General features: G+C 56.4%; 27 protein-coding genes and 1 pseudogene. 5 read left to right on the top strand and 23 right to left on the bottom strand.

Features of this window, described 5'->3' with window-relative positions; all coding sequences use genetic code 11:
* Positions 1-74 precede the first annotated feature (74 nt).
* The 5 genes from ucpA to J4650_RS09275 form a co-directional block, all read right to left on the bottom strand.
* Positions 75-866, bottom strand: coding sequence for an SDR family oxidoreductase UcpA (gene ucpA, locus J4650_RS09295; RefSeq protein ID WP_000517460.1), 792 nt, complete (start codon positions 864-866; stop codon positions 75-77).
* A 237-nt stretch (positions 867-1,103) separates the two neighbouring features.
* On the bottom strand, positions 1,104-2,003 hold the full coding sequence (gene yfeX / locus J4650_RS09290; RefSeq protein WP_000084583.1) for a porphyrinogen peroxidase: 900 nt from the start codon (positions 2,001-2,003) through the stop codon (positions 1,104-1,106).
* 94 nt (positions 2,004-2,097) lie between these two features.
* A complete protein-coding gene (locus J4650_RS09285; protein ID WP_000838968.1) occupies positions 2,098-2,673 on the bottom strand; it encodes an RpoE-regulated lipoprotein in 576 nt (191 codons plus the stop codon).
* 61 nt (positions 2,674-2,734) lie between these two features.
* On the bottom strand, positions 2,735-3,184 hold the full coding sequence (locus tag J4650_RS09280; RefSeq protein ID WP_000842940.1) for a DUF2919 domain-containing protein: 450 nt from the start codon (positions 3,182-3,184) through the stop codon (positions 2,735-2,737).
* The gene (locus J4650_RS09275) at positions 3,171-3,596 is read right to left on the bottom strand and encodes a GNAT family acetyltransferase (RefSeq protein WP_000406008.1); all 426 of its coding nucleotides are present in this window, start codon (positions 3,594-3,596) and stop codon (positions 3,171-3,173) included. Before J4650_RS09275 ends, J4650_RS09280 begins: the two co-directional genes overlap by 14 nt.
* Positions 3,597-3,808: 212 nt before the next feature.
* On the opposite strand from J4650_RS09275, the gene amiA reads away from it, so the two are divergent.
* From amiA to J4650_RS09255, 4 genes and pseudogenes are all read left to right on the top strand, one after another.
* A complete protein-coding gene (amiA, locus tag J4650_RS09270) occupies positions 3,809-4,678 on the top strand; it encodes an N-acetylmuramoyl-L-alanine amidase AmiA (RefSeq protein ID WP_000102880.1) in 870 nt (289 codons plus the stop codon).
* Positions 4,679-4,680: 2 nt separating this feature from the next.
* A complete protein-coding gene (gene hemF, locus J4650_RS09265; RefSeq protein ID WP_001619258.1) occupies positions 4,681-5,580 on the top strand; it encodes an oxygen-dependent coproporphyrinogen oxidase in 900 nt (299 codons plus the stop codon).
* A 20-nt stretch (positions 5,581-5,600) separates the two neighbouring features.
* A complete protein-coding gene (locus tag J4650_RS09260; protein ID WP_001194342.1) occupies positions 5,601-5,930 on the top strand; it encodes a hypothetical protein in 330 nt (109 codons plus the stop codon).
* Positions 5,931-5,984: 54 nt separating this feature from the next.
* Positions 5,985-6,203, top strand: a pseudogene (locus J4650_RS09255) (DUF1963 domain-containing protein); the annotation flags it as partial.
* Positions 6,204-6,369: 166 nt separating this feature from the next.
* Here the strand turns inward: J4650_RS09255 and eutR are convergent.
* From eutR to maeB, 18 genes are all read right to left on the bottom strand, one after another.
* Positions 6,370-7,422: an HTH-type transcriptional regulator EutR gene (eutR, locus tag J4650_RS09250; protein WP_000753666.1), complete on the bottom strand. Its 1,053-nt coding sequence runs from the start codon at positions 7,420-7,422 to the stop codon at positions 6,370-6,372.
* 47 nt (positions 7,423-7,469) lie between these two features.
* Positions 7,470-7,964 (bottom strand): ethanolamine utilization microcompartment protein EutK, encoded by a 495-nt coding sequence (eutK, locus tag J4650_RS09245; RefSeq protein WP_000606266.1) that lies wholly within the window; start codon positions 7,962-7,964, stop codon positions 7,470-7,472.
* 12 nt (positions 7,965-7,976) lie between these two features.
* Positions 7,977-8,636 (bottom strand): ethanolamine utilization microcompartment protein EutL, encoded by a 660-nt coding sequence (gene eutL, locus J4650_RS09240; protein ID WP_001111056.1) that lies wholly within the window; start codon positions 8,634-8,636, stop codon positions 7,977-7,979.
* Between the two features lie 9 nt (positions 8,637-8,645).
* The gene (eutC, locus tag J4650_RS09235; protein ID WP_000372344.1) at positions 8,646-9,542 is read right to left on the bottom strand and encodes an ethanolamine ammonia-lyase subunit EutC; all 897 of its coding nucleotides are present in this window, start codon (positions 9,540-9,542) and stop codon (positions 8,646-8,648) included.
* Positions 9,543-9,561: 19 nt separating this feature from the next.
* Positions 9,562-10,923: an ethanolamine ammonia-lyase subunit alpha gene (eutB, locus tag J4650_RS09230; RefSeq protein ID WP_000769990.1), complete on the bottom strand. Its 1,362-nt coding sequence runs from the start codon at positions 10,921-10,923 to the stop codon at positions 9,562-9,564.
* An 11-nt stretch (positions 10,924-10,934) separates the two neighbouring features.
* Entirely contained in the window at positions 10,935-12,338 is a 1,404-nt protein-coding gene (gene eutA, locus J4650_RS09225; protein ID WP_023993741.1) for an ethanolamine ammonia-lyase reactivating factor EutA, read from the bottom strand.
* The gene (gene eutH / locus J4650_RS09220; protein ID WP_000512359.1) at positions 12,335-13,561 is read right to left on the bottom strand and encodes an ethanolamine utilization protein EutH; all 1,227 of its coding nucleotides are present in this window, start codon (positions 13,559-13,561) and stop codon (positions 12,335-12,337) included. Before eutH ends, eutA begins: the two co-directional genes overlap by 4 nt.
* Positions 13,562-13,680: 119 nt before the next feature.
* On the bottom strand, positions 13,681-14,868 hold the full coding sequence (eutG, locus tag J4650_RS09215; protein ID WP_001147505.1) for an ethanolamine utilization ethanol dehydrogenase EutG: 1,188 nt from the start codon (positions 14,866-14,868) through the stop codon (positions 13,681-13,683).
* Positions 14,858-15,697 carry an ethanolamine utilization protein EutJ gene (eutJ, locus tag J4650_RS09210; RefSeq protein WP_023993736.1) on the bottom strand — a complete coding sequence of 280 codons (840 nt, stop codon included), beginning with the start codon at positions 15,695-15,697 and terminating at the stop codon, positions 14,858-14,860. Before eutJ ends, eutG begins: the two co-directional genes overlap by 11 nt.
* A gap of 10 nt (positions 15,698-15,707) precedes the next feature.
* Positions 15,708-17,111, bottom strand: a complete 1,404-nt coding sequence (locus J4650_RS09205) for an aldehyde dehydrogenase family protein (RefSeq protein ID WP_001075640.1) — start codon at positions 17,109-17,111, stop codon at positions 15,708-15,710.
* A gap of 11 nt (positions 17,112-17,122) precedes the next feature.
* Positions 17,123-17,410 carry an ethanolamine utilization microcompartment protein EutN gene (eutN, locus tag J4650_RS09200; RefSeq protein WP_001522340.1) on the bottom strand — a complete coding sequence of 96 codons (288 nt, stop codon included), beginning with the start codon at positions 17,408-17,410 and terminating at the stop codon, positions 17,123-17,125.
* A gap of 112 nt (positions 17,411-17,522) precedes the next feature.
* On the bottom strand, positions 17,523-17,813 hold the full coding sequence (eutM, locus tag J4650_RS09195; RefSeq protein ID WP_000387716.1) for an ethanolamine utilization microcompartment protein EutM: 291 nt from the start codon (positions 17,811-17,813) through the stop codon (positions 17,523-17,525).
* A gap of 40 nt (positions 17,814-17,853) precedes the next feature.
* The gene (gene pta / locus J4650_RS09190) at positions 17,854-18,870 is read right to left on the bottom strand and encodes a phosphate acetyltransferase (RefSeq protein WP_000582939.1); all 1,017 of its coding nucleotides are present in this window, start codon (positions 18,868-18,870) and stop codon (positions 17,854-17,856) included.
* Entirely contained in the window at positions 18,867-19,670 is an 804-nt protein-coding gene (eutT, locus tag J4650_RS09185) for an ethanolamine utilization cob(I)yrinic acid a,c-diamide adenosyltransferase EutT (protein ID WP_000997654.1), read from the bottom strand. Before eutT ends, pta begins: the two co-directional genes overlap by 4 nt.
* Positions 19,667-20,356, bottom strand: coding sequence for an ethanolamine utilization acetate kinase EutQ (gene eutQ, locus J4650_RS09180; protein WP_000733862.1), 690 nt, complete (start codon positions 20,354-20,356; stop codon positions 19,667-19,669). Before eutQ ends, eutT begins: the two co-directional genes overlap by 4 nt.
* Complete coding sequence (gene eutP, locus J4650_RS09175) at positions 20,334-20,813, bottom strand: ethanolamine utilization acetate kinase EutP (protein ID WP_000820751.1); 480 nt, start codon at positions 20,811-20,813, stop codon at positions 20,334-20,336. Before eutP ends, eutQ begins: the two co-directional genes overlap by 23 nt.
* 12 nt (positions 20,814-20,825) lie before the next feature.
* Positions 20,826-21,161: an ethanolamine utilization microcompartment protein EutS gene (gene eutS / locus J4650_RS09170; protein ID WP_001031445.1), complete on the bottom strand. Its 336-nt coding sequence runs from the start codon at positions 21,159-21,161 to the stop codon at positions 20,826-20,828.
* A 416-nt stretch (positions 21,162-21,577) separates the two neighbouring features.
* Positions 21,578-23,857, bottom strand: coding sequence for an NADP-dependent oxaloacetate-decarboxylating malate dehydrogenase (gene maeB, locus J4650_RS09165; protein ID WP_000344299.1), 2,280 nt, complete (start codon positions 23,855-23,857; stop codon positions 21,578-21,580).
* A gap of 271 nt (positions 23,858-24,128) precedes the next feature.
* On the opposite strand from maeB, the gene tal reads away from it, so the two are divergent.
* The gene (gene tal, locus J4650_RS09160; protein ID WP_023993735.1) at positions 24,129-25,079 is read left to right on the top strand and encodes a transaldolase; all 951 of its coding nucleotides are present in this window, start codon (positions 24,129-24,131) and stop codon (positions 25,077-25,079) included.
* Positions 25,080-25,082: the final 3 nt, after the last annotated feature.

Here is a 25,082-nt window from a genome sequence, read left to right as displayed (position 1 = left end):
TTTGATGATTTGAAAGTTGAAAAGGGAATAAGAGAATCCCTCCCCACGCGGCGCGGGGAGGAGACCGGCATCAATCAGACGCCTACGCTTACGCTTTCAGGCAGGGTACTGCCGCCATCAATGACGTTTTGCGTTCCGGTAAGATAGCTGGACTCATCGGAAGCCAGAAATGCCGCCAGTTCCCCTACTTCCAGCGGATCGGCAAGACGGCGTAGCGGAATAGCTTTTGCCATTTCCGTTAATACCGACTCCGGATCGTCAGGATTAGACTGACGGGCAATGCTTTCCGCCATCGGCGTTCTTACATAACCGGGGCAAATGGCATTCACACGAATACCGGACTGCGCATACTCTACCGCCAGCGATTTGGTTAAACCGACAATGGCGGCTTTTGACAGCGCATAGGCCGTTTCACCCGGGTCCGCCACCATATCTCCCGTGACGGAAGACATCATCACAATGCGGCCATCTTTACGTTTAATCATCTCCGGCAGGACGGCTTTGGTGACGTTCCAGACACCTTTAATATTAATATCAATGTGGAAATCGCGATCTTCTTCACTCATATCGAGGAAGTTGCCCAGACGGCACACGCCAGCGTTATTCACCAAAATATCAATTCTACCTTCAGTCTCTTTGGCGCGCGCAACCGCCGCCTGCACCGAAGCAAAATCTCTGACGTCAGCCTTAACGGCAGTGCAGCGATGCCCGCGCCCGCCCAGCTCATCCGCCAGCTTTTCAATCTCATCGGAGATATCCAGCAAGATTAAGTTCGCGCCGTGGCGTGCGAATACGCGAGCGATCCCTTCGCCAATGCCCTGCGATGCGCCCGTAATCAATGCTGTCTTGCCCGTGAGTTTACCCATTTTCAATGTCTCCTTTTGAATATGGAGTCTTACACTCCATTAACACTGAAAATACAGTAATAACAAATAAGTGCTGAGGAATAGCTCACTAATTCAGGTAAATATTAGGTAAAAAAATCCCCGCGGAGGCGGGGATGGGCATTTTTATGCTGTTCTGCCTGATGACGCTGCGCTTATCAGGCCTACCAATCGTAGGTCGAATAAAGCGTTTGCGCTGCCATCCGACAGGGTTTTACCTTATAGCGCTAACAGGCGATCCAGCGACGGCGCAAAATAGTAGCCGCCAGTCACCGGTTTGGTGAAGCGCAGCATTGCGTCGCGTTTACCGTCGGTATCGCCGAACATACTCAAAAGCTGCTGTTCGATATTGTGCAGACGTGCGCAGTAAGCGCAGAAATAGAGACCATGAGTACCGCTGGCGGTGCCGTATGGCAGGCTCTGGCGTACAATCTTCAGCCCTTTGCCATCTTCTTTGAGATCGACGCGGCTCAGGTGAGACGTTGCCGGACGCGCATCGCCGTCAATCTCTTCATTGGCTTCTTTGGTACGCCCGATCATCATCTCCTGATCGTGAATACTCATCCGGTTAAGTTGCTTGAGATTGTGTTCCCAACGCTGCACGAACACATAACTGCCGCCGGCATCCACGCCATCTTTGATCACCGCCACTTCACGGCGCGTCTCTTCGCCCGCCGGGTTCTCTGTCCCGTCGACAAAGCCGCTCAGATCACGTTCTTCCACCCAACGGAAACCGTGAACTTCTTCTTTCACGTCGATACAGTCGCCGAAGGCTTCCATCGCCGCCTGGGCAACAGAAAAATTCACATCGTGGCGCAGGGAAAGGATATGGATCAGCACGTCATACTGCGTGGCCGGCGCCAGCCCTTTACCATAAGGAATAAAATCTTTCAGTTCTTCCGCCCCGACGCCGCCGCTCAGAGCGCGCCAGGTGTTGTTGCCAAACGCCACAACGGCCCCAAGATGGGCGTCCGGAAATTTGACTTCGAAGGTCGCCAGTTTATCGGCAAATGTTCTGCTGGCCGCGCGCAGGGCGTCCAGGTCGCCTTTCACATTGGCTTCAATCCAAATTGCCGCACGGCAATGTTCCGGCAAAATGCCACTTTGAACCTGAGACATGATTCCTCCTGAAAATGAGAATGCCACGCAGTCGTGGCATTAATGGAGGCTATTTTACCTTGTTTTTAAGCGAAGCGGTTTGTTCAGGCGCAAATTAACGACGCCAGATAATTTTGCGCACGTCCCAGTTTTTTAAGACGTCATCAGGAGGCATTAAGCCTTCCGGTCCGCTCCACTCGCCGGAGAAAACATAGCTAATATGCTGACTTCCCTCGGCTTTACATTCGACGCTGGTATGGCTATCGCTGGAAACCGGCTCGCAGTGACCAAACGCTTTGCTGTAAAGGTCGCTAAACGGCGTACCGATTTTGCCCCCCGCGGCAGTTGGGATATCGCTGTCCAGCACATCAATACGGCTCACGGTTCCCTGCTCGCCGTTGATCACCATCGCGACATTGTCGCCCTTCATCGCTTCGAAAAAGCGCACCACGTTGCCGTTATCGGTTTTCATACCGCTACGCAGGCGATAATCGCCATCTAATGCCTCTGCAATAGCCGGCTCTTCCAGCGGCGTGGCGGCGGTCAGCGCTCCCACGCCTTGCTCAGTGACTTCTGTCGAGGAACCAAACCAGTTCCATGGATTTGCGGCAGACCAGTTGACCGAGGAGAGCGTCGAGCAGCCGGTCAGCGCCAGCGGCAGTGCGAGTAAAGTCAAACGCAGCGATTTCATCTCACTTCCTTTCTTTTATTAATTAACGTTGGTTGGAGTGCGGGTTCGCCAAAAAGTGCCGTTATTCTTTCTCAAGGGAAAAACAGGCACGCAAACGTTGATTGGTTAACAGCCAGATCAGCGCGACGATGTCCGCCAGCAGCAGCGCCAGCCCGACGCCGTTGACCGGGTCGCCACCCAGCCACATCACCGGCAGCCAGCACAACGACACCAGTTGAGCAAGGATCAGGAGTCCGCGCAGCCAGCGCCACACACCAGGAACCGCTTCACGCCGCCCGCTGAGTAAAAATGCCACTACCGCCGGAACGCCGGGCAACAGCCCCAGCCAAAAATTGTCATGGTCGGGATAAAAAAAGTTTAACAAAGTATTACCCTGTCCACGGGATGAACCGGCAATGACAAAGAGTACCCAGGCGCGCGCCTGAAGTAGCAGTACGCACCAGAACAGAAACGGCAGGCGTAAACGTCCGTGTACATCATAATCGGCTGGATGAAACTCAGTACTCTTCATCTTCAATCAGGCGTTTACCCAAACTTAGGGCGTCAGAATGCTCATACCCCAGACGTTCATACATGCCCAGCACAACGTCGTTATCATCGCGCACCATAATTTGGATTTTCGGACACCCGCGAGCGATGAGTTTTTTTTCCAGCCGGTTAAGCAACGCATTCGCAATGCCGCGCCCGCGGAACTCCGGGTGAACGCCCAGGTAATACGCCGAGCCGCGATGCCCGTCATAACCGCCCATTACCGTACCGACGACTTCGCCGCTAACTTCCGCAACGAGGAACAAGCTGACATCGTGATTCACCTTGCGTTCAATATCCATTTCAGGATCGTTCCATGGACGCAGCAGGTCGCAACGCTCCCAGAGGGTAATCACCTCTTCGAAATCTTCCTGGCGAAAAACGCGTATTTCCATGGTATTCGTTGCCTTTTCGGGTGGAAAAACCAAGATTATGGCGCAAACATCTGATTCAGCCAATATCTGACGCGATGTAGCGGAAAAAATGGCATAATGGCGATGTGTCACGTATTGAAATGAAAAGTAAAACAATTCTCATCACCAACCGTCGTAACGGATTACGCGATACGATATAACATCTTGAACTTAATTTTCACAACTCAGGCCGTATGAGCACTTTTAAACTCCTAAAAACTCTCACATCGCGCCGCCAGGTACTCAAAACAGGTCTGGCGGCCCTGACGCTGTCAGGTATGTCGCACGCAATAGCCAAAGAAGAAACGCTAAAAACCAGTAATGGTCACAGCAAACCCAAAACCAAAAAAACCGGCAGTAAACGGTTGGTGATGCTCGACCCCGGACACGGCGGCATCGATACCGGCGCGATTGGCCGCAACGGTTCTCAGGAAAAACACGTCGTACTGGCAATTGCCAAAAACGTACGCGCTATTTTGCGAAATCACGGAATCGATGCGCGTTTAACCCGGACAGGGGATACCTTTATTCCGCTGTACGATCGGGTGGAAATCGCCCATAAGCACGGCGCGGATCTGTTTATGTCTATTCATGCCGATGGTTTTACCAATCCGAAAGCGGCGGGGGCTTCCGTTTTTGCGCTTTCCAACCGCGGGGCCAGTAGCGCCATGGCGAAGTATCTCTCCGAGCGTGAAAACCGCGCGGACGAAGTGGCGGGTAAAAAAGCCACTGACCGGGATCATCTATTACAACAAGTTTTGTTTGATCTGGTGCAAACCGATACGATTAAAAACAGTCTGACGCTGGGTTCGCATATTCTCAAGAAAATCAAACCGATACATAAATTACACAGCCGCACTACCGAACAAGCGGCTTTCGTGGTGCTAAAATCACCGTCAATTCCGTCGGTACTGGTCGAAACCTCGTTTATTACCAATCCGGAAGAAGAACGCCTGCTGGGCACGACGGCGTTTCGCCAGAAAATCGCTACGGCGATCGCCAACGGCATCATCAGTTATTTTCACTGGTTTGATAATCAGAAAGCACACACGAAGAAACGGTAATCATGAAACCCGATGCACATCACGTAAAACAGTTTCTGCTACGCCTGCAGGATGATATTTGCCAAACGTTATCCGCTGTGGATGGCGCAAACTTTGTCGAAGATAGCTGGCGACGCGAAGCGGGCGGCGGCGGACGCAGCCGGGTATTACGCAACGGCGGGATTTTCGAACAGGCGGGCGTTAATTTCTCTCACGTTCACGGCGATGCAATGCCCGCGTCCGCCACCGCGCATCGGCCAGAACTCGCCGGGCGTAGCTTTGAAGCGATGGGCGTATCGCTGGTGGTGCATCCGCACAATCCGTATATTCCCACCAGCCATGCTAACGTGCGCTTTTTTATTGCCGAAAAACCGGGCGCCGATCCGGTGTGGTGGTTTGGCGGCGGGTTCGATTTAACGCCCTACTACGGCTTTGAAGAGGATGCCGTTCACTGGCACCGCACCGCCCGCGACCTGTGCCAGCCGTTTGGTGACGATGTGTATCCGCGTTATAAAAAGTGGTGCGACGACTACTTTTTTCTCAAACACCGCAACGAGCAGCGCGGTATCGGCGGCCTGTTTTTTGACGATTTGAATACGCCGGATTTCGACTACTGCTTCGCCTTTATGCAGGCGGTCGGCAACGGCTACACCGAGGCGTATTTACCGATTGTCGAACGACGCAAAGCGATGGTCTGGGGAGAGCGGGAGCGTAATTTTCAACTTTATCGCCGCGGGCGCTACGTGGAGTTCAATCTGGTGTGGGACAGAGGCACCCTGTTTGGTCTGCAAACCGGCGGGCGCACTGAATCTATCCTGATGTCGATGCCGCCGCTGGTGCGCTGGGAGTACGACTGGCAGCCAGAAGCGGGTAGCCCGGAAGCGGCGCTGAGCGAGTTTATTCAGGTACGCGACTGGATTTAGCTTATTTATAAAGTAAAACAATGCAAACAAATACACGGAAAGTAGTAACCAGTGACGCCAAATGGCATCCCCATCTGGGTATAAGTTTTATTGGCTGCCTGCTTGCCATTACGCTAGAAATATATTTTGAAGAAAGAATATTCATCCCTCATAGCGGAGGGGTGAGCTTCGGTCTGATCGTGCTTCTGGTTATCAATATGGTGACCATCCCTGTGGTCATGGCCCTGATAGCATTACTCTGCTTTATTATTCATATTCCGCGTAAAAGCGTTAACTGTATCTTGCTATGCATACTGGCATGTATTCTGACGATAGCCGGTTTGTTTATCGCCTATCCGGTTGGTCGTTGAGTAAAAGCAGGCTCGTAGAAATAAACGAGTTCATTGTAGATAAAGAACTCGGTAATTCGCATTCTGACCTGGTAGTGTTGTACGGCATATAACACCGTTTTCGCCACGGCCGTTCCTAATTCACCCACGACCTTCTCACAGCTCGGCGGCCACCCGGCCTGGGTTCAGGATGCGGAATATCCAACGTGCGCGCAAACGATAATGTTCCTCGCACAAATAAGCTATGAAGATATTGAGAAATATGCCGATGGGATGCTTTACGGGTTTATCTGCGGAGACAAAATTGCGCGCGCTTCCCCGGAGGCGGCGCTGGCGTGCCTTGTCCGGGCTACCAACCACAGACAGCAGCGAATCCGTAGGCCCGGTAAGGCGCCAGCCGCCACCGGGCAATTCCCGACACGCGCACGTTATCAGCAACCGGAGAGCCTACCCATCAATATCAAGCCCATTGCCGCATCCGTTGATGCAGCGTCAACGACGGTTTTTCGGCAAATAATTGCTGATAATCGGTGGCAAATTGCCCCAGATGCCAGAATCCCCACTGCATCGCGGCATCTTTGACCGTGGTGCTCTGCGACCACGGGCTAATCAACTCCCGGCGCACTGCATTGAGGCGAATACGTTTCAGCCACGCATTGGGGCCAATGCCCAAAATGGCGTGAAACGCATTTTGCAGCGTGCGACGGCTTACGTGTAGCTGGTTACATAAGTCGAGCACCGTCAGCGGCTCCGACATATTTTCCAGCACATATTCCCGCGCCCGCGACAGTAGCCTACGATATCCCTGATGGCTGATGCTCTCGGCGCTATGAATCGGCTTCGCCTCTTCCAGCATCGTGCCCATCGCCAGCAACAAATTATCACTCAAGACCTTACGCACCGCAGGTTGATGCAGGGTTTCAGGACTCTCGCTGAAGGTGGCCAGCGCCTGCTGCACAAAGCCCCACAGCGCCGCTTTATGCTGCTCTTTTACCTCCAGCGCTAACTGGTTACGTAGCATATGCAGCACCCTTTCCGGGTTATGCAAAAACGTGGCCTGACGGGAAATAACATCTTCCGAGATAACGACGCCCAGAATGGTGTAATCATCCGGCGTGCTCAGTTCAAACTCGGTGCCTCCCGGTCGGGTGGCAATCTCGGCGCTGCCGAGCCCCTGCGCGCCGATAAATCCCTGTTCGCCGCGCGTCGCCGGAATACCAAACCAGAAAGAGTTTGGCCAAACCAGACACGACTGACGCAGCGCCAGGCCGGTGTATTCACGGAACACCTGAATCTCATCAAGCAGGATTTCCGTGAACTCGCCATGAAATTTACCCGGGTGTAACTGATCGTAGATCTGCTGCCAGGCGGTGATAGTCAGAGCATGTTCATAGACATCCGTCGTCCGTCGCTGATGAACATTGTCCACCTCGACTCTGGGCGTAAGTTTAACGTCTTCGGGTAACGCTTCATGATAAAGATGGTGCAAATTCGCTGTACGGGTCTTTTTCATGATCTTCTATGCCGGACGCCCGCCAGGACGCCCGGCCCTCCGACAGATTAATTTTTGATGCGATAGCGACTACTGCGTTTACGCAACGCTCCGTCAGAAAAGAGTTGTTCCAGCACGTTTCTGGCCTGCTCCAGCGGCCAGCCAAAATGCGCGGCCACCTCTCCCGCCGTCATTCCCTGGCGTACTGATGCCAGCAGCGCCAGTAACGCTTCAGCGAACTCAGGCGTTGCGGGTACCTGGGGCGCTTTCTCAGTCGGCGTTGTCGCACGCGCAAACCCGCCAATCAGCCACTGGGTGTCCTCTTCCGGACGACCAATTTCTTTGCGACTAATCACACGGCCTGTGCGCTGCGCGGCGGCGCTTCCGGCATCCAGCGCCGCACGACACGCCGCCAGATCGCCCTCCACCACCAGCGTGAGCCTGCCAGGGTCGAGCACTTGATGACTGAGCAAACGCACGTTGGCCGCTTTCAGCATGGCATCCGCCGCATCGACGGCGGCGACCATTCCGTCCACTTCCAGTAATCCCAGGGCATTGATCATTGGCAGCCTCCGTTACGCACGCTGGACAGGGTTACGGGCGATATCCAGCACGGCGTCGGTAAAGGCGTTGCAGGCGGCTTTACACGCGGCCTGGCTTCCCGTTAAGAACGCGGCCGAATAGTTGGTTTCCGACGGCGGCGGCACGTAAGTCACCAGCTGAACGTCAGCGGATTTCATCGCCGCGTCAATGCCGAATGTCGCTTCCAGCGGCGGCGCCACCAGGTAGGCCATTGGATCGCCCAGCGCGATACCTGCGGTAGACGAGAGGTACGAGCCGGTACGCGAAACCACATGCGCCAGGAATGCGGTATTTTCCGCATCGTTCGCCCACTGGAACGCCGCGCCGTTTTCAATGCTGGCGACCATTGCATCCAGACCGGCGCGCACTTCCGCCGGGTTCGGTCCGCCCAGCATAATCAACACCTCACCAGCGGTAGGCGACGGCCCGTGAGCCGCCCCGGCATAGAGGGAGCGGCCATAGACCACTTCCACCATCGCCTGTTTTGTCGCTTCATCAGCGGCAATATAGGTCACATCATCAGAATCTGCCGTGATGAGTCCGAGGCTACGTATATGTGGCGGTAATTTAAGTTCCCGCGCAAAGCCGTCATTCACGGAGGCAATCACGCGCATGGCAGTCACTGAAGGTCGAATCAAATCTAATGCAGGCATGATGTCTCCTTAACGGGTCATGTTGATGCCGGACGCTTTCTGCTCCAGCATCCGTTTGGCCAAATCCACAATCACGGCGGCAGCTTCTACTGGCGGCGTCCCCCCCTGATGAATGTTTGAAATACAGGTTCTGTCGGCCTCGACGGTGGTCGCCACGCGCGGGGAATAGACGGCGTAGCAGGAAAGGCTTTCCGACTGCCCCAGCCCCGGACGTTCGCCCACCAGCAGGATGACGACCTTCGCGCCGAGAATTTCGCCAATCTGATCTTCAATCTTCACGCGGCCATAGCGCACAAAGAACGGCGTGCCGACGTTCAGCCCGGCCTGCTTCAGACCGGCAAGCAGCGGCGGCAGAATCTCTTCATAGTTGGCGGTGATCGCATCCGTAGAGAGGCCATCGGAGACCACTACCTGCACATCCGGGTTCATCACGCACTGCGACTTCAGCGCATCAATGGCTTCCGGGCTCAGGCGACGCCCCATATCCGGGCGCGTCAGGTACAGGTTTTTGTCGCTGATCTCCGAACGTACTTCCAGCAGCCCTTGCGCTTTGACCCACTCTTCCGGCACTTCTTTGAGCACGGTGTCTTTCGAACGGGAGTGATCCGCCAGGAAGCGCAACAGCGCCTGGGTACGTGGACGTGGGCCAGCGCGCCCGGTACATACACGAGCAGCGGTACTGCGACGCAGTTCGGTCAGCACGTCCGCACGATGCGGGTTCTCGACGCCAATCCAGGCTTTTGCCTCTGCGGAACCTAAATCCAGCGCGCAGCTTTCGGTCACCGTCGGCGCGGCGCACTGCGGCTTTGCGCCTGCCTGCGTTGACGGCGCGACGGGCTGCGGTACGTCCTGTCCCATTGACGCCATCACGCTACGTACAATTTCTTCAATCTGTTTTTGATCCATGGTGTTATCCCCCGCGTCATCAGAAGAACAGTGACGGATCGCCCGCCCGTTTGGTCAGACGACCGTTTGCCATAATGCCCATCGTTTCCAGCCAGCGTTCAAACTCCGGCGATGGCCGTAAATTCAGCAACTGACGGACGGTGGCGGTATCGTGGAAAGCGGTGGTCTGGTAGTTGAGCATGATGTCGTCGCCGAGCGGCATCCCCATGATGTAGTTACAGCCGGCAGTGGCGAGCAGAATCATCAGGTTTTCGTTAAGGTTCTGGTCGGCGTCGGCATGGTTGGTATAGCAGCAGTCGCAGCCCATGGAGATGCCGCTCAGCTTGCCCATAAAGTGATCTTCGAGACCGGCGCGGATAATCTGCCTGTCGTTGTAGAGATACTCCGGCCCGATAAAGCCCACCACGGTGTTCACCAGGAACGGATCGTAGTGGCGAGCCAGCCCGTAGTTACGCGCTTCCATCGTCACCTGGTCGGCACCAAAGTTCGCACCAGCCGACAGCGCAGACCCTTGCCCGGTTTCAAAGTACAGGCAGTTTTCCCCGGCGATGCGGTTGAACTCCGCCCCCACAGCCCGCGCTTCATCGAGCATAGCCAGCTCGACGCCGAACTCTTTTAAGCCCTTCTCGCTGCCGCAAATGCTCTGGAAAATCAGTCCGCCCGGCGCGCCGCGGCGAATCGCTTCAATCTGGGTGGTGACATGCGCCAGCACGCAGCCCTGGGTCGGAATATTGAATTTATCGATAACGCCGTAAACGGTGTCGAGCACGCGGGTCAGGTTCTCCACGTCATCGGTCACCGGGTTAACGCCGATCACCGCATCGCCTGCGCCGAAAGAAAGCCCTTCGTAGATTTGCGCGGCGATACTCTGTACATCGTCACGGGTATCGTTCGGCTGCAAACGGCAGCTAAAGGTGCCCGGAATACCGATGGTGGTATTGGCTTTTTTGATCACCGGCATTTTCTTGCCGCCGTAGATCAGGTCAGCGTTGGAGCAGATTTTCGCTACTGCCGCCACCACTTCGGAGGTCAGCCCTTTGCGGGTAAACGCGATGTCGTCCACGGAGGTTTCATCGCTCAGTACGTATTCGCGCAGTTCGCTGATGCTCCAGTTTTTAATCCGGTTATAGGCCGTTTCGTTGACGTCATCCTGAATCAGGCGCGTCACGCAGTCCTCTTCATAGGCAATCACCGGATTGTTGCGGATATCCGCCACCGTCATTTCCGACAGTACCTGTTTTGCCGCTACGCGCTCCTGCGAACTTGCCGCGGCAACCCCGGCCAGCACATCCCCCGAACGCAGTTCGTTGGCTTTAGCCAGTACCTCTTTTACATCCTTAAACTGATAAACATTGCCGAACAATGTGGTCTTTAGTTTCATAAGTCGTTCCCTCAGGAAGGAAATGCGAGTGATTTCACCGTCACCGGCACAACCGATCCGCCAAAAAGAGGCGTACCAATGTCGATATAGTCTCCCGCCCGCACGACCACCTCATCGATGACCGCCAGCGGAAGTTGCGGTAACTGTGGGCGCAATAACATGCCCAGCGCTTTACCAAAATCCTGCTCGGCCACCACCAGCAGGGGATGTGGATTGGGATAACGCGCGACAAAAGCCGTCAGCGCGTTGATGACCGTGAGTAATGCGGCGTAACGCACCGGGAGCGTGGCGGGAAGCGCCAGCACGTAAGCGTCGGTTTGCGGGTCGAGATCAAGCTGGAGAAGCGCCTGCCGCCAGGCGTTCACCAGATCGGCGTCATCCTGCGGGATCGCCACCGGCAGGTTGCGCAGCGGCAGTTGGACGTCTTCCAGCCAGATAGTACTGCCGGAAAGCGACAGCGTATGGGCCCCCGCACCGATGACCGTGGCGCGTACGGTTTGCGCCGGAAACTGCACGTTCATCTCGCGCAGACGCGGGTGCTCATGCAGCGCGGTCGCCAGCAGCGGCCCGATATCAGAAAAGCAGAACGGATCGGCAGGTTGGTTGCGGTAGCATTCACCTACCCCACCGGAAAGGGTGATCACCTCCGGCGTAATATCGGCGGGCAGCAGCCCGGTTTGCATCAGCGATTCCGCCAGCGGCGAGAGCGCGCCAGTGATAACCTCGACGATGAGATCCGCCATCCGCCGCGCCACCTGCCCCAACTGTGCGGCAGCTAAGGCGCGAGCATCAGTACCCGAACCGAACACCTCATCGATAATCATCTGCCCCGGCTGATGGGCATAAACCACGCGCCCCTGAGCGTCGGTTTCCAGCAGGCGACCACCGACGTTAAGACAAGCGGTGCCGCTGACTTTTCCCGCGTCAAACAGCGCGTAGTTAGACGTGCCGCCGCCGATATCAATATTCAGCACCCGGCACATCCGCTGCTCAGACAAGCTTTGCGCTCCGGCGCCGTAACCGGCAATGACCGATTCCAGATGCGGCCCGGCGCTGGCGACCACAAAGTCGCCCAGCGACTGCGAGAGCGCCATGACCGCCGGACGGGCGTTGCGGGTTTTGGCGCTTTCGCCGGTGATAATGATAGCCCCTGAGTCCACCGATTCAGGCGCGATGCCTGCGGCCTGATACTGGGCCAGAATCAGCGCTTTAAGTTCGGCCTCTTTCAGACCGCCCTGCTTATCCACGGGCGTAAAGAAGACCGGGCTTTGCCAGCTAATGTCGCGTTTGATGAATTCGTAGCGCGGCACCTGCGACACCGCCGCACGGTTAACCAACTCCAGGCGCGAGAAGATCACCTGCGTGGTGGTGGTGCCGATATCGATACCGACGCTCAGTAGCTGGCGAGTGTTCACGATTGCGCCTCCGCTTCGGTTTTCACCTGGGCGGCGTCATCTTTCGGCACCAGCATCATCGCCACGCCAATCGCCGTCACGCCGCCGATCAGCTTGCCGACAATCATCGGGAAGATCATGGCGTTCATATTCGCGGCGGCGAAGCCTAAATGGTCGCCCAGCGCGAACGCCGCAGAGACGGCAAATGCGCAGTTAATCACTTTGCCGCGGGTATCCATCTGCTTCATCATGCCGAACATGGGGATATTGTTCGCCAGGGTCGCCACCATGCCTGCCGCCGCAATATTATTTACGTTCAGCAGTTTACCGACATTCATCAACGGTTTTTCAAACCAGCGGGTCAGTAACAGCACCATCGGATACGCGCCAAGCAGCACGCAGGAGATAGAGCCGATCACTTCAATGGCGCGCATCACTTCGCCGGGTTTGTCGCCTGGCGCCATAAAGATCGGGTCGAGTCCCGGAATCAACTCCCAACCCAACAGGAATTTAACCACCGCAGCCGCCAGACCGATGGTGATCAGCGCCACCAGAAATTTGGCGAAAATCTGGAAACCGTTGATCATTTTTTCCGGGATGAACTTCAGCCCCAGCGCTACCAGCACCGCGACGATCAATACCGGGATCATGTTCATCAGGATCAGCGCGAAGGTAAACTCCACTGGCTGACCATTGATCTGCACGCCTGAGTACATGGCGATCAATCCCCCCGCAATGCAGCCAATGGGAATGGTGACGATACCCGCCAGTACGCCAAGCGCCAGGTAGCGGCGGTCAGACGGTTCGATAATGCCGAGCGCCACCGGAATGGAGAACACAATGGTCGGCCCCATCATCGATCCAAGGATTAACCCTGAGTATAGCCACGCCGCGACATCACCGCCGGCCAGCTCTTTGGCGAGGAAGAATCCGCCCATATCACAGGCCAATAGCGTACCCGCAAACATGGATGGGTTCGCGCCCAGCATTTCGTATACCGGGATAATAACCGGCCCCAGTACATGCGCCAGCACCGGCGCCAGCGCGGTCATACCGACCATCGCCAGTCCCAGCGCGCCCATCGCCATAAAGCCCTCTTCAAACTGGCCGCCAGACCCCTCGATACTCTTGCCGAATTTACCGAGGAAGCGCGCCGACCCGCCGAACTGCGACAGGATCCTGTCCACGGCGGCAATCAGCATAAAGAACATCATGATGTACATGATGATTTCGTTAATTCCCATAGCCCTTACTCCCTGCCATTTATGATTTGTAGGCCGGATAAGACGTTTACGTCGCCTCCGGCATTAACGCCGTGTTATTGCCGGATGGCGGTGCGAGCACCTTATCCGGCCTACAGGCATTACCCGGCAGCCGCGTACAGGTCGATAATCTGTGCCTGTGTGGCGGTGCGTGGGTTACTGCGCAGACAAATATCCTCCAGCGCGGCTTGCGCCCATGCGCTGTAGTGTTCGGGTTTGGCGCCAGCGTCAGCCAGCCGTTTGCTCTGGCCCACTTCGGCAATCAGCTCGCTCACCGCCGCAATCGCATCGCGATCGTCCGATTTCTTATTGGTTAACGCCCGACCGATTTGACTGAAGCGCTCGCGGCAAACCATCCGGTTAAAGCCCATGACTGTTGGCAGCAGCATGGCGTTGGCCTGGCCGTGCGGAATATGCAGCGCCGCTCCTGGCTGGTGCGCCATCGCATGACACAGCCCCAGACCGGCGCTGGAAAAAGCCATTCCCGCCATACAGGAGGCCAGTAACATATTTTCACGCGCCGCCAGATCGTGGCCGTAACCCACGGCTTTCGGCAGCGATTTGCCAATCATCGCTATCGCGCCAATCGCCAGGCTGTCGGTAAACGGCGTGGCGTTGAGCGCGCTGTAGGCCTCAATCGCATGCGTCAACGCATCGATACCGGTCATCGCCGTCACGTTTGGCGGAACGCCTTCGGTCACGGCAGCATCAAGAATCGCCACGTCCGGCATTAGTGACGCGTGTGCCAGTACCTGCTTGCGCCCGCTGACCGCGTCGATAATCACCGTTACGTTGGTGGTTTCAGAACCGGTTCCGGCGGTGGTCGGCACCGCAATCAGCGGCAGACGCGGGCGTAATGTACTGCGCTCGGTCATGGCGCTCAGCGTCTGGTCAGGGTTAGTCACCAGCAGGGCGACCGCTTTCGCCGCGTCCAGCACCGAACCGCCGCCAAAGGCCACTACGCCGTCGCACGCCGCCTCACGCAGTTGCGCCACCGCCGCGCAGACATCGGTGATGCACGGCTCGCCTGGCGGACACGGCCAGACCGTCATCGCCACGCCTTTCATCGCCAGGCTGCGTGCCAGCGGCGCGGTCATTCCCGCCTGATGCAGGAAGCTGTCGACCATCACAAACAGATGGCTTACGCCTCGCGCTTGCGCTTCCTGGCCGCAGGCGCCGAGCGCCCCAAGTCCGCACAGCGTGACCGGCGGTACGCTGAACGTTTTCACCCGTTGCAGATTCAGGGTGTCGAATGCCTGAAATAGCGCCGTCTGTAGTTCAGCTTGCATAGAGTCCCTCCGCTTTCGCTCTCCCGCTGTTGGCTATCGCCAGCGGGGTCATAAACAGGCTGTGCTGCGGCAAATGCACCTGTAACTCCGGGAAACGCTGGCGAAATAACGCCTCCACGCCCGGCTGCATACAGGAACCGCCCGCCAGCCATAAATCAGCAATTCCTTGCCCTTCAATGTGGCGAGCAACGATCTCCGCCATCTTTTCGTACACCGGCTTCACTACCGGCCAAATCTCCTGCTCATTGCTGCGCTTGTACTGTTCCGCCTCTTCCAGGGGAATACGGCGGTTGCCCGCCAGCGTCAGGGAGATATGGTGCCCGCCAGTGGCTTCATCGGCGGAGTAAGTCACCTTGCCCTGTTTGACGATGGCAATGCCGGTAGTGCCGCCGCCAATATCCACCACGCCTGCATTATCAAGCGCCAGCAGATCCGCTACCGCCGTCGGTTCATCCAGTACGTGGCTGACTTCTAACCCAGCAGACTCCAGCACGTTGATCGAAATACGCGGGTCGGTGCCCGGCGGGAACGAGGTCGCCGCGTGGGTAAAGCGGCAGCCAAGCTGCTGTTCAAGGGTGTCGAGATGACGGCACACGAGGGTGACGGCGCCGAAGAAATCCCAGACGATGCCGTCACGCACAACGTCGGCCCAGTCAAGGCACACCGCCACCGGCTGGGCGTTGCCGTCGACCACCATCGACACCACGTTGCAGGTGCCCAAATCGACGCCCAGCCACAGTGGTGTGTCGCTGGCGGCGGGCGTCTGGTTACACAGGGCCGCCGCTTTTTGCAGTCTTGGAGTGAGCCAGAGTTGTTCGTCGTGCGCCATGAGTCATCCCTTATACAATGCGAAACGCATCCACCAGCACGCATCGACGCAGCCGCACAAAGGTACGTGCGCTGGTCACGCCTTCGCCGGTTGGCGTAGTGATAGTCATGGTGGTCCAGCCTTCTCCGCCCAATCCAAGCCCGGCAATGCACGGCCCGTTTTTGACGAAAATGCTGGTGTCGATGGCGTTCGCCATCTGGTTCATGTTGTCGATATTGCGCGAGTGCATCGCCGCCGTATGGTGGCAACCGCCTTCAAGCTGAACCGCCAGGGCGATGGCTTCTTCGACGTTGGCGACCCGCACCACCGGCAGTACCGGCATCATCATTTCAGTGACGGCAAACGGATGGTTAGCTGGCGTTTCCACAAACAGCAGGCGCGTTTGATCCGGGACGTTCAGGCCGATGGCTGCGGCAATCTTGCCCGCGTCACGACCGACCCAGTCACGGCTGACGGTACCTTTACCACGTTCATCGATATTCTTCAGCAGCACCGGCTGGAGCTGTTCGGCCTGAGCGGCGGTCAGTTTCACCGCGTGCTGACCTTCCATCAGACGCATCAGCTCGTCAGCGACACTATCCACCACAATCAGCACTTTTTCGTCGGCGCAGATGATGTTGTTATCAAACGATGCGCCTTTGACGATGGATTGTGCGGCGCGCGGCAGGTCGGCGGTCTCATCCACCACCACCGGGGGATTGCCGGCACCGGCGGCAATCAGGCGTTTATTAGTATGTTTGCGCGCCGCGTCCACCACCGCTTCGCCGCCAGTCACCACCAGCAGGCCAATACCGGGATATTTGAACAACCGCTGGGCGGTTTCGATATCCGGGTTCGCCACGGTGACCAGCAAATTTTCCGGGCCACCGGCGGCGACCACCGCCTGATTGAGGAGGGTGATTGCCCGCTGAGAGACCTTTTTCGCCGCCGGATGCGGGGCAAACACGACGCTGTTGCCTGCGGCAATCAGGCTGATGGCGTTATTAATCACCGTCGCCGCCGGATTGGTGGACGGCGTGACCGAGGCCACCACACCCCACGGCGCATTTTCAATCAGCGTCAGGCCGTTATCGCCGGTCAGCACCTGCGGAGATAAACACTCGACGCCCGGCGTGCCGCGCGCCTGCGCCACGTTTTTAGCAAATTTATCGTCAACGCGTCCCATGCCGGTTTCGCTGACGGCAAGTTCCGCTAATTCTCGGGCGTGTTTTTCGCCCGCTTCGCGAATGGCATGAATGGCAAGCTGGCGCATCGCCACGCTCTTCAGCCCCTGCTGGGCCCGTTTTGCTGCCGCCACTGCGTCATCCAGGGAGGCAAAAACGCCCATCTCATGAACAGTGCTGGCCGGCTGGCTGCTGTCTTTCATTTTCAGCAGTACCGCTTTCACCACCTGTTCAATATCCTGTTGATTCATGATGTTCAGTCCTATTTATGGAAAACCACTTTCCCGCCAGCCACCACTTCATCGACGATGCCAATGACGCACAGATCGACCGGTGATAATTCGCTGCGATGCGCCTGGCGTGCGGAACTGCCGCTGACCAGCAGTACCCACTCTCCGGTTCCCGCCCCGATACTGTCGATGGCGACGGCACACTGCCCGTCGGGGTTGCCCTGGGCATCGATCATTTCCACCATCAGCAATTTGTCATGCGCCAGTCCCTGATGGCGGACGGTACATACGATTTGTCCTGTGACGACTGCCAGTTTCATATCCGCCTCCATGGATTGCCCGTTGGGTCGTAGGCCTTGAATCTGCGCACCATCAGGCAATGGCGCGCATTCATGCCGGATGGCGACGCTGCGCGTCTTATCCGGCCTACCATCAAATGTTGCTGTCGCCTTTGAAGCTGATCGGGAACACTTCTTCCAGATCGCCGTGCGGGCGTGGAATCACGTGTACAGAGACCAGCTCGCCAATGCGCTGCGCCGCAGCGGCGCCAGCATCGGTTGCGGCTTTGCACGCCGCCACGTCGCCACGCACCATGGCCGTACACAGGCCACCGCCAATCTGCTTCACGCCGACCAGCTTCACGCGCGCGGCTTTTACCATCGCATCGGAGGCCTCAATCAGCGCAACCAGGCCCCGGGTTTCAATCATTCCTAATGCTTCCATCGTGTTTTCCTCTCATTAAAGGGGTCCAGAACGGGACCGTTCATTCAACCAGTGTGTGTAAGCTGCGTTCGCGGCTCACGTCAGCCTGGCGCGGCACGGCTGCCACCAACGCCAGTTCGATAATTTCCTGCACGCTACAGCCTCGGGAGAGGTCGTGAAGCGGCGCGGCAAGCCCCTGAATTAGCGGCCCAACAGCGCGATAGCCTCCCAGACGCTGAGCGATTTTGTAGCCAATATTGCCCGCCTCCAGCGACGGGAAAATCATCACGTTGGCGCGGCCTTGCAGCGGGCTGTCAGGCGCTTTTTGCGCGGCGACCTCCGGGACGAAAGCGGCGTCAAACTGCAATTCACCGTCCACAAGCAGTTGCGGCGCACGTTCGCGAACGAGCTCTGTCGCCTGCTGCACGTTGGCGACATTGGGGTGACGGGCGCTGCCGTTGCTTGAAAATGACAGCATCGCCACGCGCGGCTCTTCGCCGGTAATGGCCCGCCAGGTGTCGGCGCTGGCGATAGCGATATCCGCCAGCTGCGCCGCCGTCGGCTGCGGTACTACGCTGCAATCGGCGAACCCTAATGCCGGACCGGCATACTGCGGCAGCATCAGGAAAATAGACGACAATGTTTTGCACCCAGGTTGCAGGCCAATCACCCGCAGCCCTGCGCGCAGCACATTCGCCGTTGACGACAGGTTGCCTGCGATACACACATCAGCCTCACCGGCGCTCACCATGGCGGCAGCGAACATCAGCGGGTCGCTAAGCTTTTCCACTGCGTCCGGCGGCGTTTTTTCTCCGGCGCGGGCAAGCCAGCGTTGCGCAAAACGCTGGCGCATACTCAGGTTGCTGTGTGGGTCGATGACCTGAATGCCATCCATCGGCATACGATGACTCAGGGCAAACTGACGCAGCGCAAACGGGCTGGCGACCAGAACGGGGCGAGCCAGACCGTACTGTTGCAGGTAATGCGCCGCTTTCAGCACGCGTTCGTCCAGCGCATCAGGAAAGACGACTCTGGCGGGGGCGCGTACCGCCAGTTCGCGGGCGCGTTCAATGATCATGGCTTCTCTCCCAACCGTTGTTGAATTTGGGCGACCGTCAGCGGATGTTTCGCCACGCTCAAAATCATCATCACGTAAACCGTGCTGGAGAGACGGTTCAGCGCCTGTAAAATGTCCGGGCGCAAGACCTCAAAACTACGGGTAATAAACACTTGTGCGGCGAGGGTTTCTGTTTCACGGACTTTGGTTCGCAGGAGATTAAGCAGCGCCGCATCGCGACCGTGGCTGGCCTCCGGCACCAGGTGATCGTGGTCGAGATAGCGCAGCGGCTGGTGGGAAAGCCGATGCAGCTCATCCTCGTTCAGCCCGACGATCGCCTGCGCCGCCAGCGGTTCATCTATAGCGTCGGCGCGCATAATGTTGCCCAGCCGCGAGCGGATATCGAAAAGCCACGGCTGCCAGGGTTCCGCCAGTTCGATTTGTAGCCACACGGTCAGCGCGATGGCGCTGTCGAGCGCGGCGCGAAAGCCGAGGCGCGGGTCGCTTTTGGCGACCATTTTGTCCGCCGTCAGATGGGTCAGCGTATCGGGCTTTTTCACCACCGGCTGGCGGCACAGTTCACAGCAGGCCTGTGGGTGCGTATCGCTACTGGTTAAGCCATGTACCGGCTGCGGCTGCTGTTCGTCATCATCGACAAACAGCCGGCCTTGCGGATCCAGAAACTTAATGCGCAGGCGGCGGCTTTCCAGCAGTTCCCGGGCCGAGGGCGTCAGTCGTGCATCAGCGGGCAGATGGATCTCCGATCCTTCGCTGAGCGTATGATTCGCTCTGAGCCACGTTTCGGTGATGAAATCGTTCATACGGATTGCCAGTTTGCAGGCCAGGCGACGTACAGAAAGCGCACGGACGTTGGCGTGCCAAATTCAATGCTGGAGCCTTTAGGGATGAACATGACATCTCCGGCTTTGGCAATCATGGTTTCGCCTTCATGGCGTACGTGCAATTCGCCCTCAAGCACCATGTCGATTTCGTCGTAGTTCAGCGTCCACGGGAAAAAGGCGTTGTCCCACTGCATAAACCCGGCGGCCATGCTGCTGCCATCCTGCTCTGTAACCAGATCGGTTAAGCCGACGCAGTGCGGTTCGGCGCCGTCGAAGCGGCCAAATTTCACGCTGCTGCCGTCAATGACTTTCACGCCGCCTTTACCCGTGACGGAGGTAAAGCTCGGCTGCATCGTCCCCAGTTCCAGCGACTGCTTTTCCTTCAGCACTTTTTCCATCAACTGCGCCACCAGGCTTTCAGTAAACTGCCCTTCCGGGAGCTGCGCGATGATGGCTTCCCGAATGCGCTGGCTTTCGCTTTTACACGACTGCGCCGATGTGGATGCAGGGACGGGCTCGTCGCATTCGGTAATCGTGAAGCCCAGTAGTTCCGCCACTTCGCGAGCCTCCGGGGTAATAATGCTGGCGCGCAGCACTACCGACATCGCCTGTTCGCCGCGGGCGTGGGCCGCACGAATATCGTTAGCTGTGATAAGTTTTTTCACCTGCCTCTTCCTCCTGTTCACTGAGAGCCGCCAGATAATCCACCAACTGCCGCACGCTTTGCGGGTCGTGGCCGTTGAGCTCGAAAATCGGCTCCCGGAACCCAATCTCGCAAAGCAACTGCCGCGTAGCGGCGACGTCGGCATCCGGCATGTCCGTTTTGCTGATAACGGCGATATGTCGTTTACGGGTTCCAACATCCAATAACCCGGCAGGTAAGCGACTTTCTTTATCGTTTGCCGCGTGGACATAAATCAGCGTGTCCACATCCTGCAACGTGGTAATTAAGGCGTGATACCAACGGGGATGGCTAAAATATTCACCCGGCGTATCGATATCGCCATGATCATTAAATTCCACGGCCTGCGTTTTTCTGGCGAGGGAATAATTTCCCCGTAACGCGTTAAAAAGCGTTGTCTTTCCGGCACCGACCGCGCCGACAAAAGCAATACGTTTCATTACCGCCACCAATTAACTTTTTGTTAACTCACACAGGGTAAAGTTTAATAATCGCCCCAGCCCGCTGACCGTCTGTAATAGCGCTTCTTCTACTGCGCCGACGGTGCCATAAATCACCAGCGCACCGCTAAATCTGTCGAGAAAACCGATGTGTACATCCGCAGCCTTCATCGCTAAATCGCCAGCGATCATGGCCGTTTCTCCCGGCGTTAAGGTCATAATGCCAATCGCGCCAGCATCGGGAACGCCGATCTTTTTCGCCAGTTCTTCACCAGGGTGCGCAATGAGATGCGCCAGCGTGACCTGTTTGCCCGGCACAAATTCCTGAATAATGCGTTCTTTATTCATTGCTCACCGTCTCCACTGAAACTGCCGTCATCGTGGCAATTTTTTGTCGGAGTAAATAACAAAATTCGGCAAGGTGATGTAAAAGGTGAGGTAGATCACTAAGAGAAAGAAAATAAAAGGGACTTCTGTCGAAGGTGTTAACGATAAATATCGTGGTGCATCACATTTTCAGGCGTCATTCTGAATTTAAGCTTGTTCCTCAATAAATACCCACCGGCTATTCTTTGTATTACTATTATTGATAAAAATAATGCGTATCACTCGATTTGTGCATAGTACAGATTCAGTGAAATAAGTAGGGGTAACGCAATAGGTTCCAGAATATCCCCACCCGAGCCTTTCATGCCATGGCGAAGCCCAGCGGCGCATAAAAAAAGCGCAGGAGAACCTGCGCCAGAAGAGAGAGTAATGCGTTATTAAAGCGGCGTGGTTTGCGCTTCAACTACCGCTAACGCCACCATATTCACGATACGGCGTACAGAGGCGATCGGCGTTAATACATGTACCGGTTTAGACACGCCCATCAGGACCGGACCGACCGTGACGCCTTCGGAACTGGAGACGCGGAGTAAGTTGTAACTAATGCGGGCGGCTTCCATATTCGGCATCACCAGAATATTGGCGGCTCCCTTCAGCGGGCTATCCGGCATCCGGTCATTACGAATACTTTCCACCAACGCCGCATCACCGTGCATCTCACCGTCAATCATCAGATCGGGCGCTCGTTCGCGTACCCGCTCAAGGGTTTCGCGCATTTTGCTGGCGGACAGCGAATTTGAGGAACCAAAGTTAGAGTGCGACAACAGCGCGACTTTCGGCTCAATACCAAAGCGGCGAACGGTTTCCGCCGCCATTACGGCGATCTCCGCCAACTGTTCCGGCGTGGGATCTTCGTTAACATAAGTATCGGCGATAAAAGTGTTGCCGCTTGGCAGCAGTAAGGCGTTCATCGCCCCTGCCGTATGCACGCCGTCACGGTAGCCAAAGACGGCTTTCACGACGCTGAAATGCTCATGGTAGTCGCCAATGGTGCCGCAGATCATCGCATCCGCTTCCCCACGCTGCACCATGATCGCGCCAATGGCCGTATGGTTGCCGATCATCGCACGCTGCGCCTGTTCCTGAGTTACCCCGCGACGCTTCATGATCTGGTAATACTCGCTCCAGTACTCTTTGAAGCGCGGATCGGATTCATTATTCACGATCTCGAAATCAACGCCCGCTTTGATCTGTAGCCCCAGTTTCTGGATACGCATTTCGATCACGCTCGGACGTCCGATCAGGATGGGTTTCGCCAGCCCCAGGGTGATCAACTCCTGGGTTGCGTGCAGCACGCGCGCCTCTTCCCCTTCCGGCAGCACTACGCGCTTCGGATCTTTGCGTGCCTGCGAGAAGATCGGCTTCATGAACAAGTTGGTTTTGTAGACAAACTCGGTCAGTTTATCGATATAGGCATCAAAGTCAGCAATCGGGCGCGTCGCCACGCCGGAATCCATTGCCGCTTTCGCGACCGCCGGAGCGATTTTGACAATCAGACGCGGGTCAAACGGTTTCGGAATAATGTATTCCGGCCCAAAGCTCAGGTCCTGATCGCCATAGGCCGAGGCCACCACTTCGCTCTGTTCGGCGTGCGCCAGCTCGGCAATCGCACGGACCGCCGCCAGTTTCATCTCTTCGTTGATCGCCGTCGCGCCGACGTCCAGTGCGCCGCGGAAGATAAACGGGAAGCACAATACGTTGTTCACCTGGTTCGGATAGTCGGAACGACCGGTACAGATAATGGCGTCCGGGCGCACTTCTTTCGCCAGCGGCGGCAGAATTTCCGGTTCCGGGTTAGCCAGCGCCAGAATCATTGGCGCGCGGGCCATTTTCTTCACCATCTCCTGAGTCAGCACTTTCGGGCCTGAACAGCCGAGGAAAATATCCGCGCCGTCAATGACTTCATCCAGCGTGCGCTTGCCGCTGTCGTCTACCGCATAGGCCGCTTTGGTCTCCGCCATATTCGGCTCACGGCCTTTGTAAATAACGCCCTTAGAGTCGCACACCACGATGTTGTGCTTTTGCATCCCCAACGCGACCAGCAGGTTCATACAAGCGATTGCCGCCGCCCCTGCGCCGGAGACGACCATCCGCACGTCGGAAATATTTTTCTCTACGACTCGCAGGCCATTAAGAATGGCGGCAGTACTAATGATCGCCGTTCCGTGCTGATCGTCATGGAAAACCGGGATGTTCATGCGCTCGCGCAGTTTCTGCTCAATATAGAAACATTCTGGCGCTTTAATGTCTTCGAGGTTAATGCCGCCAAAGGTCGGCTCCAGCGCTGCGACCACATTGATAAATTTGTCCGGATCAAGCTCATCGACTTCAATGTCAAACACATCGATGCCGGCGAATTTTTTAAACAGAACGCCTTTGCCTTCCATGACCGGCTTGCCGGCCAGCGCGCCAATGTTGCCTAACCCCAGCACCGCTGTACCGTTGGAAATGACCGCGACAAGGTTGCCACGCGCGGTGTATTTGTAGGCTGCCAGCGGATCTTTTTCGATTTCCAGGCAGGGCGCCGCCACGCCTGGCGAGTAAGCCAACGCCAGATCGCGTTGGGTGGCAAGGGGCTTAGTCGGAGAAACCTGAATTTTACCGGGTACCGGAAATTCGTGGAAATCAAGGGCGCTTTGTTTTAACTGCTCATCCATCTTGTTGTTCCTTTCACGTATCGTTCAAAAAGTGACGCGGCCTGGTGCGCCGCACATTATCACCGTACTGCGCAACACAAACTTTGAAGGTCTGCAAACTATCACGACACGGCGCAAGAGTTTGTTATCAACTTATAACGGCCATGTTACCTGCTTATACCAGCAATACCATGCCTGTCTGCTATGCTTTTTGGTTATGTAGTGTATCAATCTTTCAGAAGTGTGAATCAACACACTCATCTAACACTTTACTTTTCAAGGAGTATTTCCTATGAACCAGCTAGACGGCATCAAACAATTCACTACCGTCGTCGCCGACAGCGGCGACATTGAGTCCATCCGCCACTACCAGCCGCAGGATGCCACGACAAATCCCTCTTTACTGTTAAAAGCCGCCGGGCTTGAGCAGTATGGTCATTTGATTGAGGATGCGATTGCCTGGGGGAAAAAACACGGCGGTACGCAGGAACAGCAGGTTGCGGCAGCCAGCGATAAACTGGCGGTTAATTTTGGCGCGGAAATACTGAAAAGTATTCCCGGTCGCGTCTCCACTGAAGTCGACGCGCGGTTATCGTTCGATAAAGAAAAAAGTATCGAGAAAGCACGCCATCTGGTGGATCTCTACCAGCAGCAGGATGTTGATAAATCACGCATTCTGATCAAGCTCGCCGCGACCTGGGAAGGTATTCGCGCCGCCGAACAGCTCGAAAAAGAAGGCATTAATTGCAACCTGACGTTGTTGTTCTCTTTTGCCCAGGCGCGCGCCTGCGCCGAAGCGGGCGTCTATTTAATCTCTCCGTTCGTGGGCCGAATTTACGACTGGTATCAGGCGCGTAGTCCACTGGAGCCGTATGTCGTGGAGGAAGATCCCGGCGTGAAATCGGTACGCAATATCTACGATTACTTTAAACAACATCGCTATGAAACCATCGTGATGGGTGCAAGTTTCCGCCGTACTGAGCAAATCCTCGCGCTAACCGGCTGCGATCGACTGACTATCTCCCCTAACCTGCTTAAAGAGCTGAAAGAAAAAGAAGAACCGGTGATCCGTAAACTGGTGCCTTCCTCGCAGATGTTCCACCGTCCTATGCCAATGACGGAAGCGGAGTTCCGCTGGGAACATAATCAGGACGCGATGGCCGTAGAGAAGCTGTCGGAAGGTATCCGTCTTTTTGCCGTTGACCAGCGCAAACTGGAAGACCTGCTTGCCGCCAAACTATAAACC

It is taken from the genome of Salmonella sp. 32120201201600049SM (assembly GCF_017572835.1).
Classification (GTDB): domain Bacteria; phylum Pseudomonadota; class Gammaproteobacteria; order Enterobacterales; family Enterobacteriaceae; genus Salmonella; species Salmonella enterica.
The sequence above is the reverse complement of the archived record's forward strand: the minus strand, read 5'-3'. Positions and strand labels throughout refer to the sequence as shown.

Bases quoted from the DNA above. Each gene is read 5' to 3' on its own strand.
- ucpA (WP_000517460.1), bottom strand. From the start codon at position 866: ATGGGTAAACTCACGGGCAAGACAGCATTGATTACGGGCGCATCGCAG.
- yfeX (WP_000084583.1), bottom strand. From the start codon at position 2,003: ATGTCTCAGGTTCAAAGTGGCATTTTGCCGGAACATTGCCGTGCGGCA.
- J4650_RS09285 (WP_000838968.1), bottom strand. From the start codon at position 2,673: ATGAAATCGCTGCGTTTGACTTTACTCGCACTGCCGCTGGCGCTGACC.
- J4650_RS09280 (WP_000842940.1), bottom strand. From the start codon at position 3,184: ATGAAGAGTACTGAGTTTCATCCAGCCGATTATGATGTACACGGACGT.
- J4650_RS09275 (WP_000406008.1), bottom strand. From the start codon at position 3,596: ATGGAAATACGCGTTTTTCGCCAGGAAGATTTCGAAGAGGTGATTACC.
- amiA (WP_000102880.1), top strand. From the start codon at position 3,809: ATGAGCACTTTTAAACTCCTAAAAACTCTCACATCGCGCCGCCAGGTA.
- hemF (WP_001619258.1), top strand. From the start codon at position 4,681: ATGAAACCCGATGCACATCACGTAAAACAGTTTCTGCTACGCCTGCAG.
- J4650_RS09260 (WP_001194342.1), top strand. From the start codon at position 5,601: ATGCAAACAAATACACGGAAAGTAGTAACCAGTGACGCCAAATGGCAT.
- eutR (WP_000753666.1), bottom strand. From the start codon at position 7,422: ATGAAAAAGACCCGTACAGCGAATTTGCACCATCTTTATCATGAAGCG.
- eutK (WP_000606266.1), bottom strand. From the start codon at position 7,964: ATGATCAATGCCCTGGGATTACTGGAAGTGGACGGAATGGTCGCCGCC.
- eutL (WP_001111056.1), bottom strand. From the start codon at position 8,636: ATGCCTGCATTAGATTTGATTCGACCTTCAGTGACTGCCATGCGCGTG.
- eutC (WP_000372344.1), bottom strand. From the start codon at position 9,542: ATGGATCAAAAACAGATTGAAGAAATTGTACGTAGCGTGATGGCGTCA.
- eutB (WP_000769990.1), bottom strand. From the start codon at position 10,923: ATGAAACTAAAGACCACATTGTTCGGCAATGTTTATCAGTTTAAGGAT.
- eutH (WP_000512359.1), bottom strand. From the start codon at position 13,561: ATGGGAATTAACGAAATCATCATGTACATCATGATGTTCTTTATGCTG.
- eutG (WP_001147505.1), bottom strand. From the start codon at position 14,868: ATGCAAGCTGAACTACAGACGGCGCTATTTCAGGCATTCGACACCCTG.
- eutJ (WP_023993736.1), bottom strand. From the start codon at position 15,697: ATGGCGCACGACGAACAACTCTGGCTCACTCCAAGACTGCAAAAAGCG.
- J4650_RS09205 (WP_001075640.1), bottom strand. From the start codon at position 17,111: ATGAATCAACAGGATATTGAACAGGTGGTGAAAGCGGTACTGCTGAAA.
- eutN (WP_001522340.1), bottom strand. From the start codon at position 17,410: ATGAAACTGGCAGTCGTCACAGGACAAATCGTATGTACCGTCCGCCAT.
- eutM (WP_000387716.1), bottom strand. From the start codon at position 17,813: ATGGAAGCATTAGGAATGATTGAAACCCGGGGCCTGGTTGCGCTGATT.
- pta (WP_000582939.1), bottom strand. From the start codon at position 18,870: ATGATCATTGAACGCGCCCGCGAACTGGCGGTACGCGCCCCCGCCAGA.
- eutT (WP_000997654.1), bottom strand. From the start codon at position 19,670: ATGAACGATTTCATCACCGAAACGTGGCTCAGAGCGAATCATACGCTC.
- eutP (WP_000820751.1), bottom strand. From the start codon at position 20,813: ATGAAACGTATTGCTTTTGTCGGCGCGGTCGGTGCCGGAAAGACAACG.
- eutS (WP_001031445.1), bottom strand. From the start codon at position 21,161: ATGAATAAAGAACGCATTATTCAGGAATTTGTGCCGGGCAAACAGGTC.
- maeB (WP_000344299.1), bottom strand. From the start codon at position 23,857: ATGGATGAGCAGTTAAAACAAAGCGCCCTTGATTTCCACGAATTTCCG.
- tal (WP_023993735.1), top strand. From the start codon at position 24,129: ATGAACCAGCTAGACGGCATCAAACAATTCACTACCGTCGTCGCCGAC.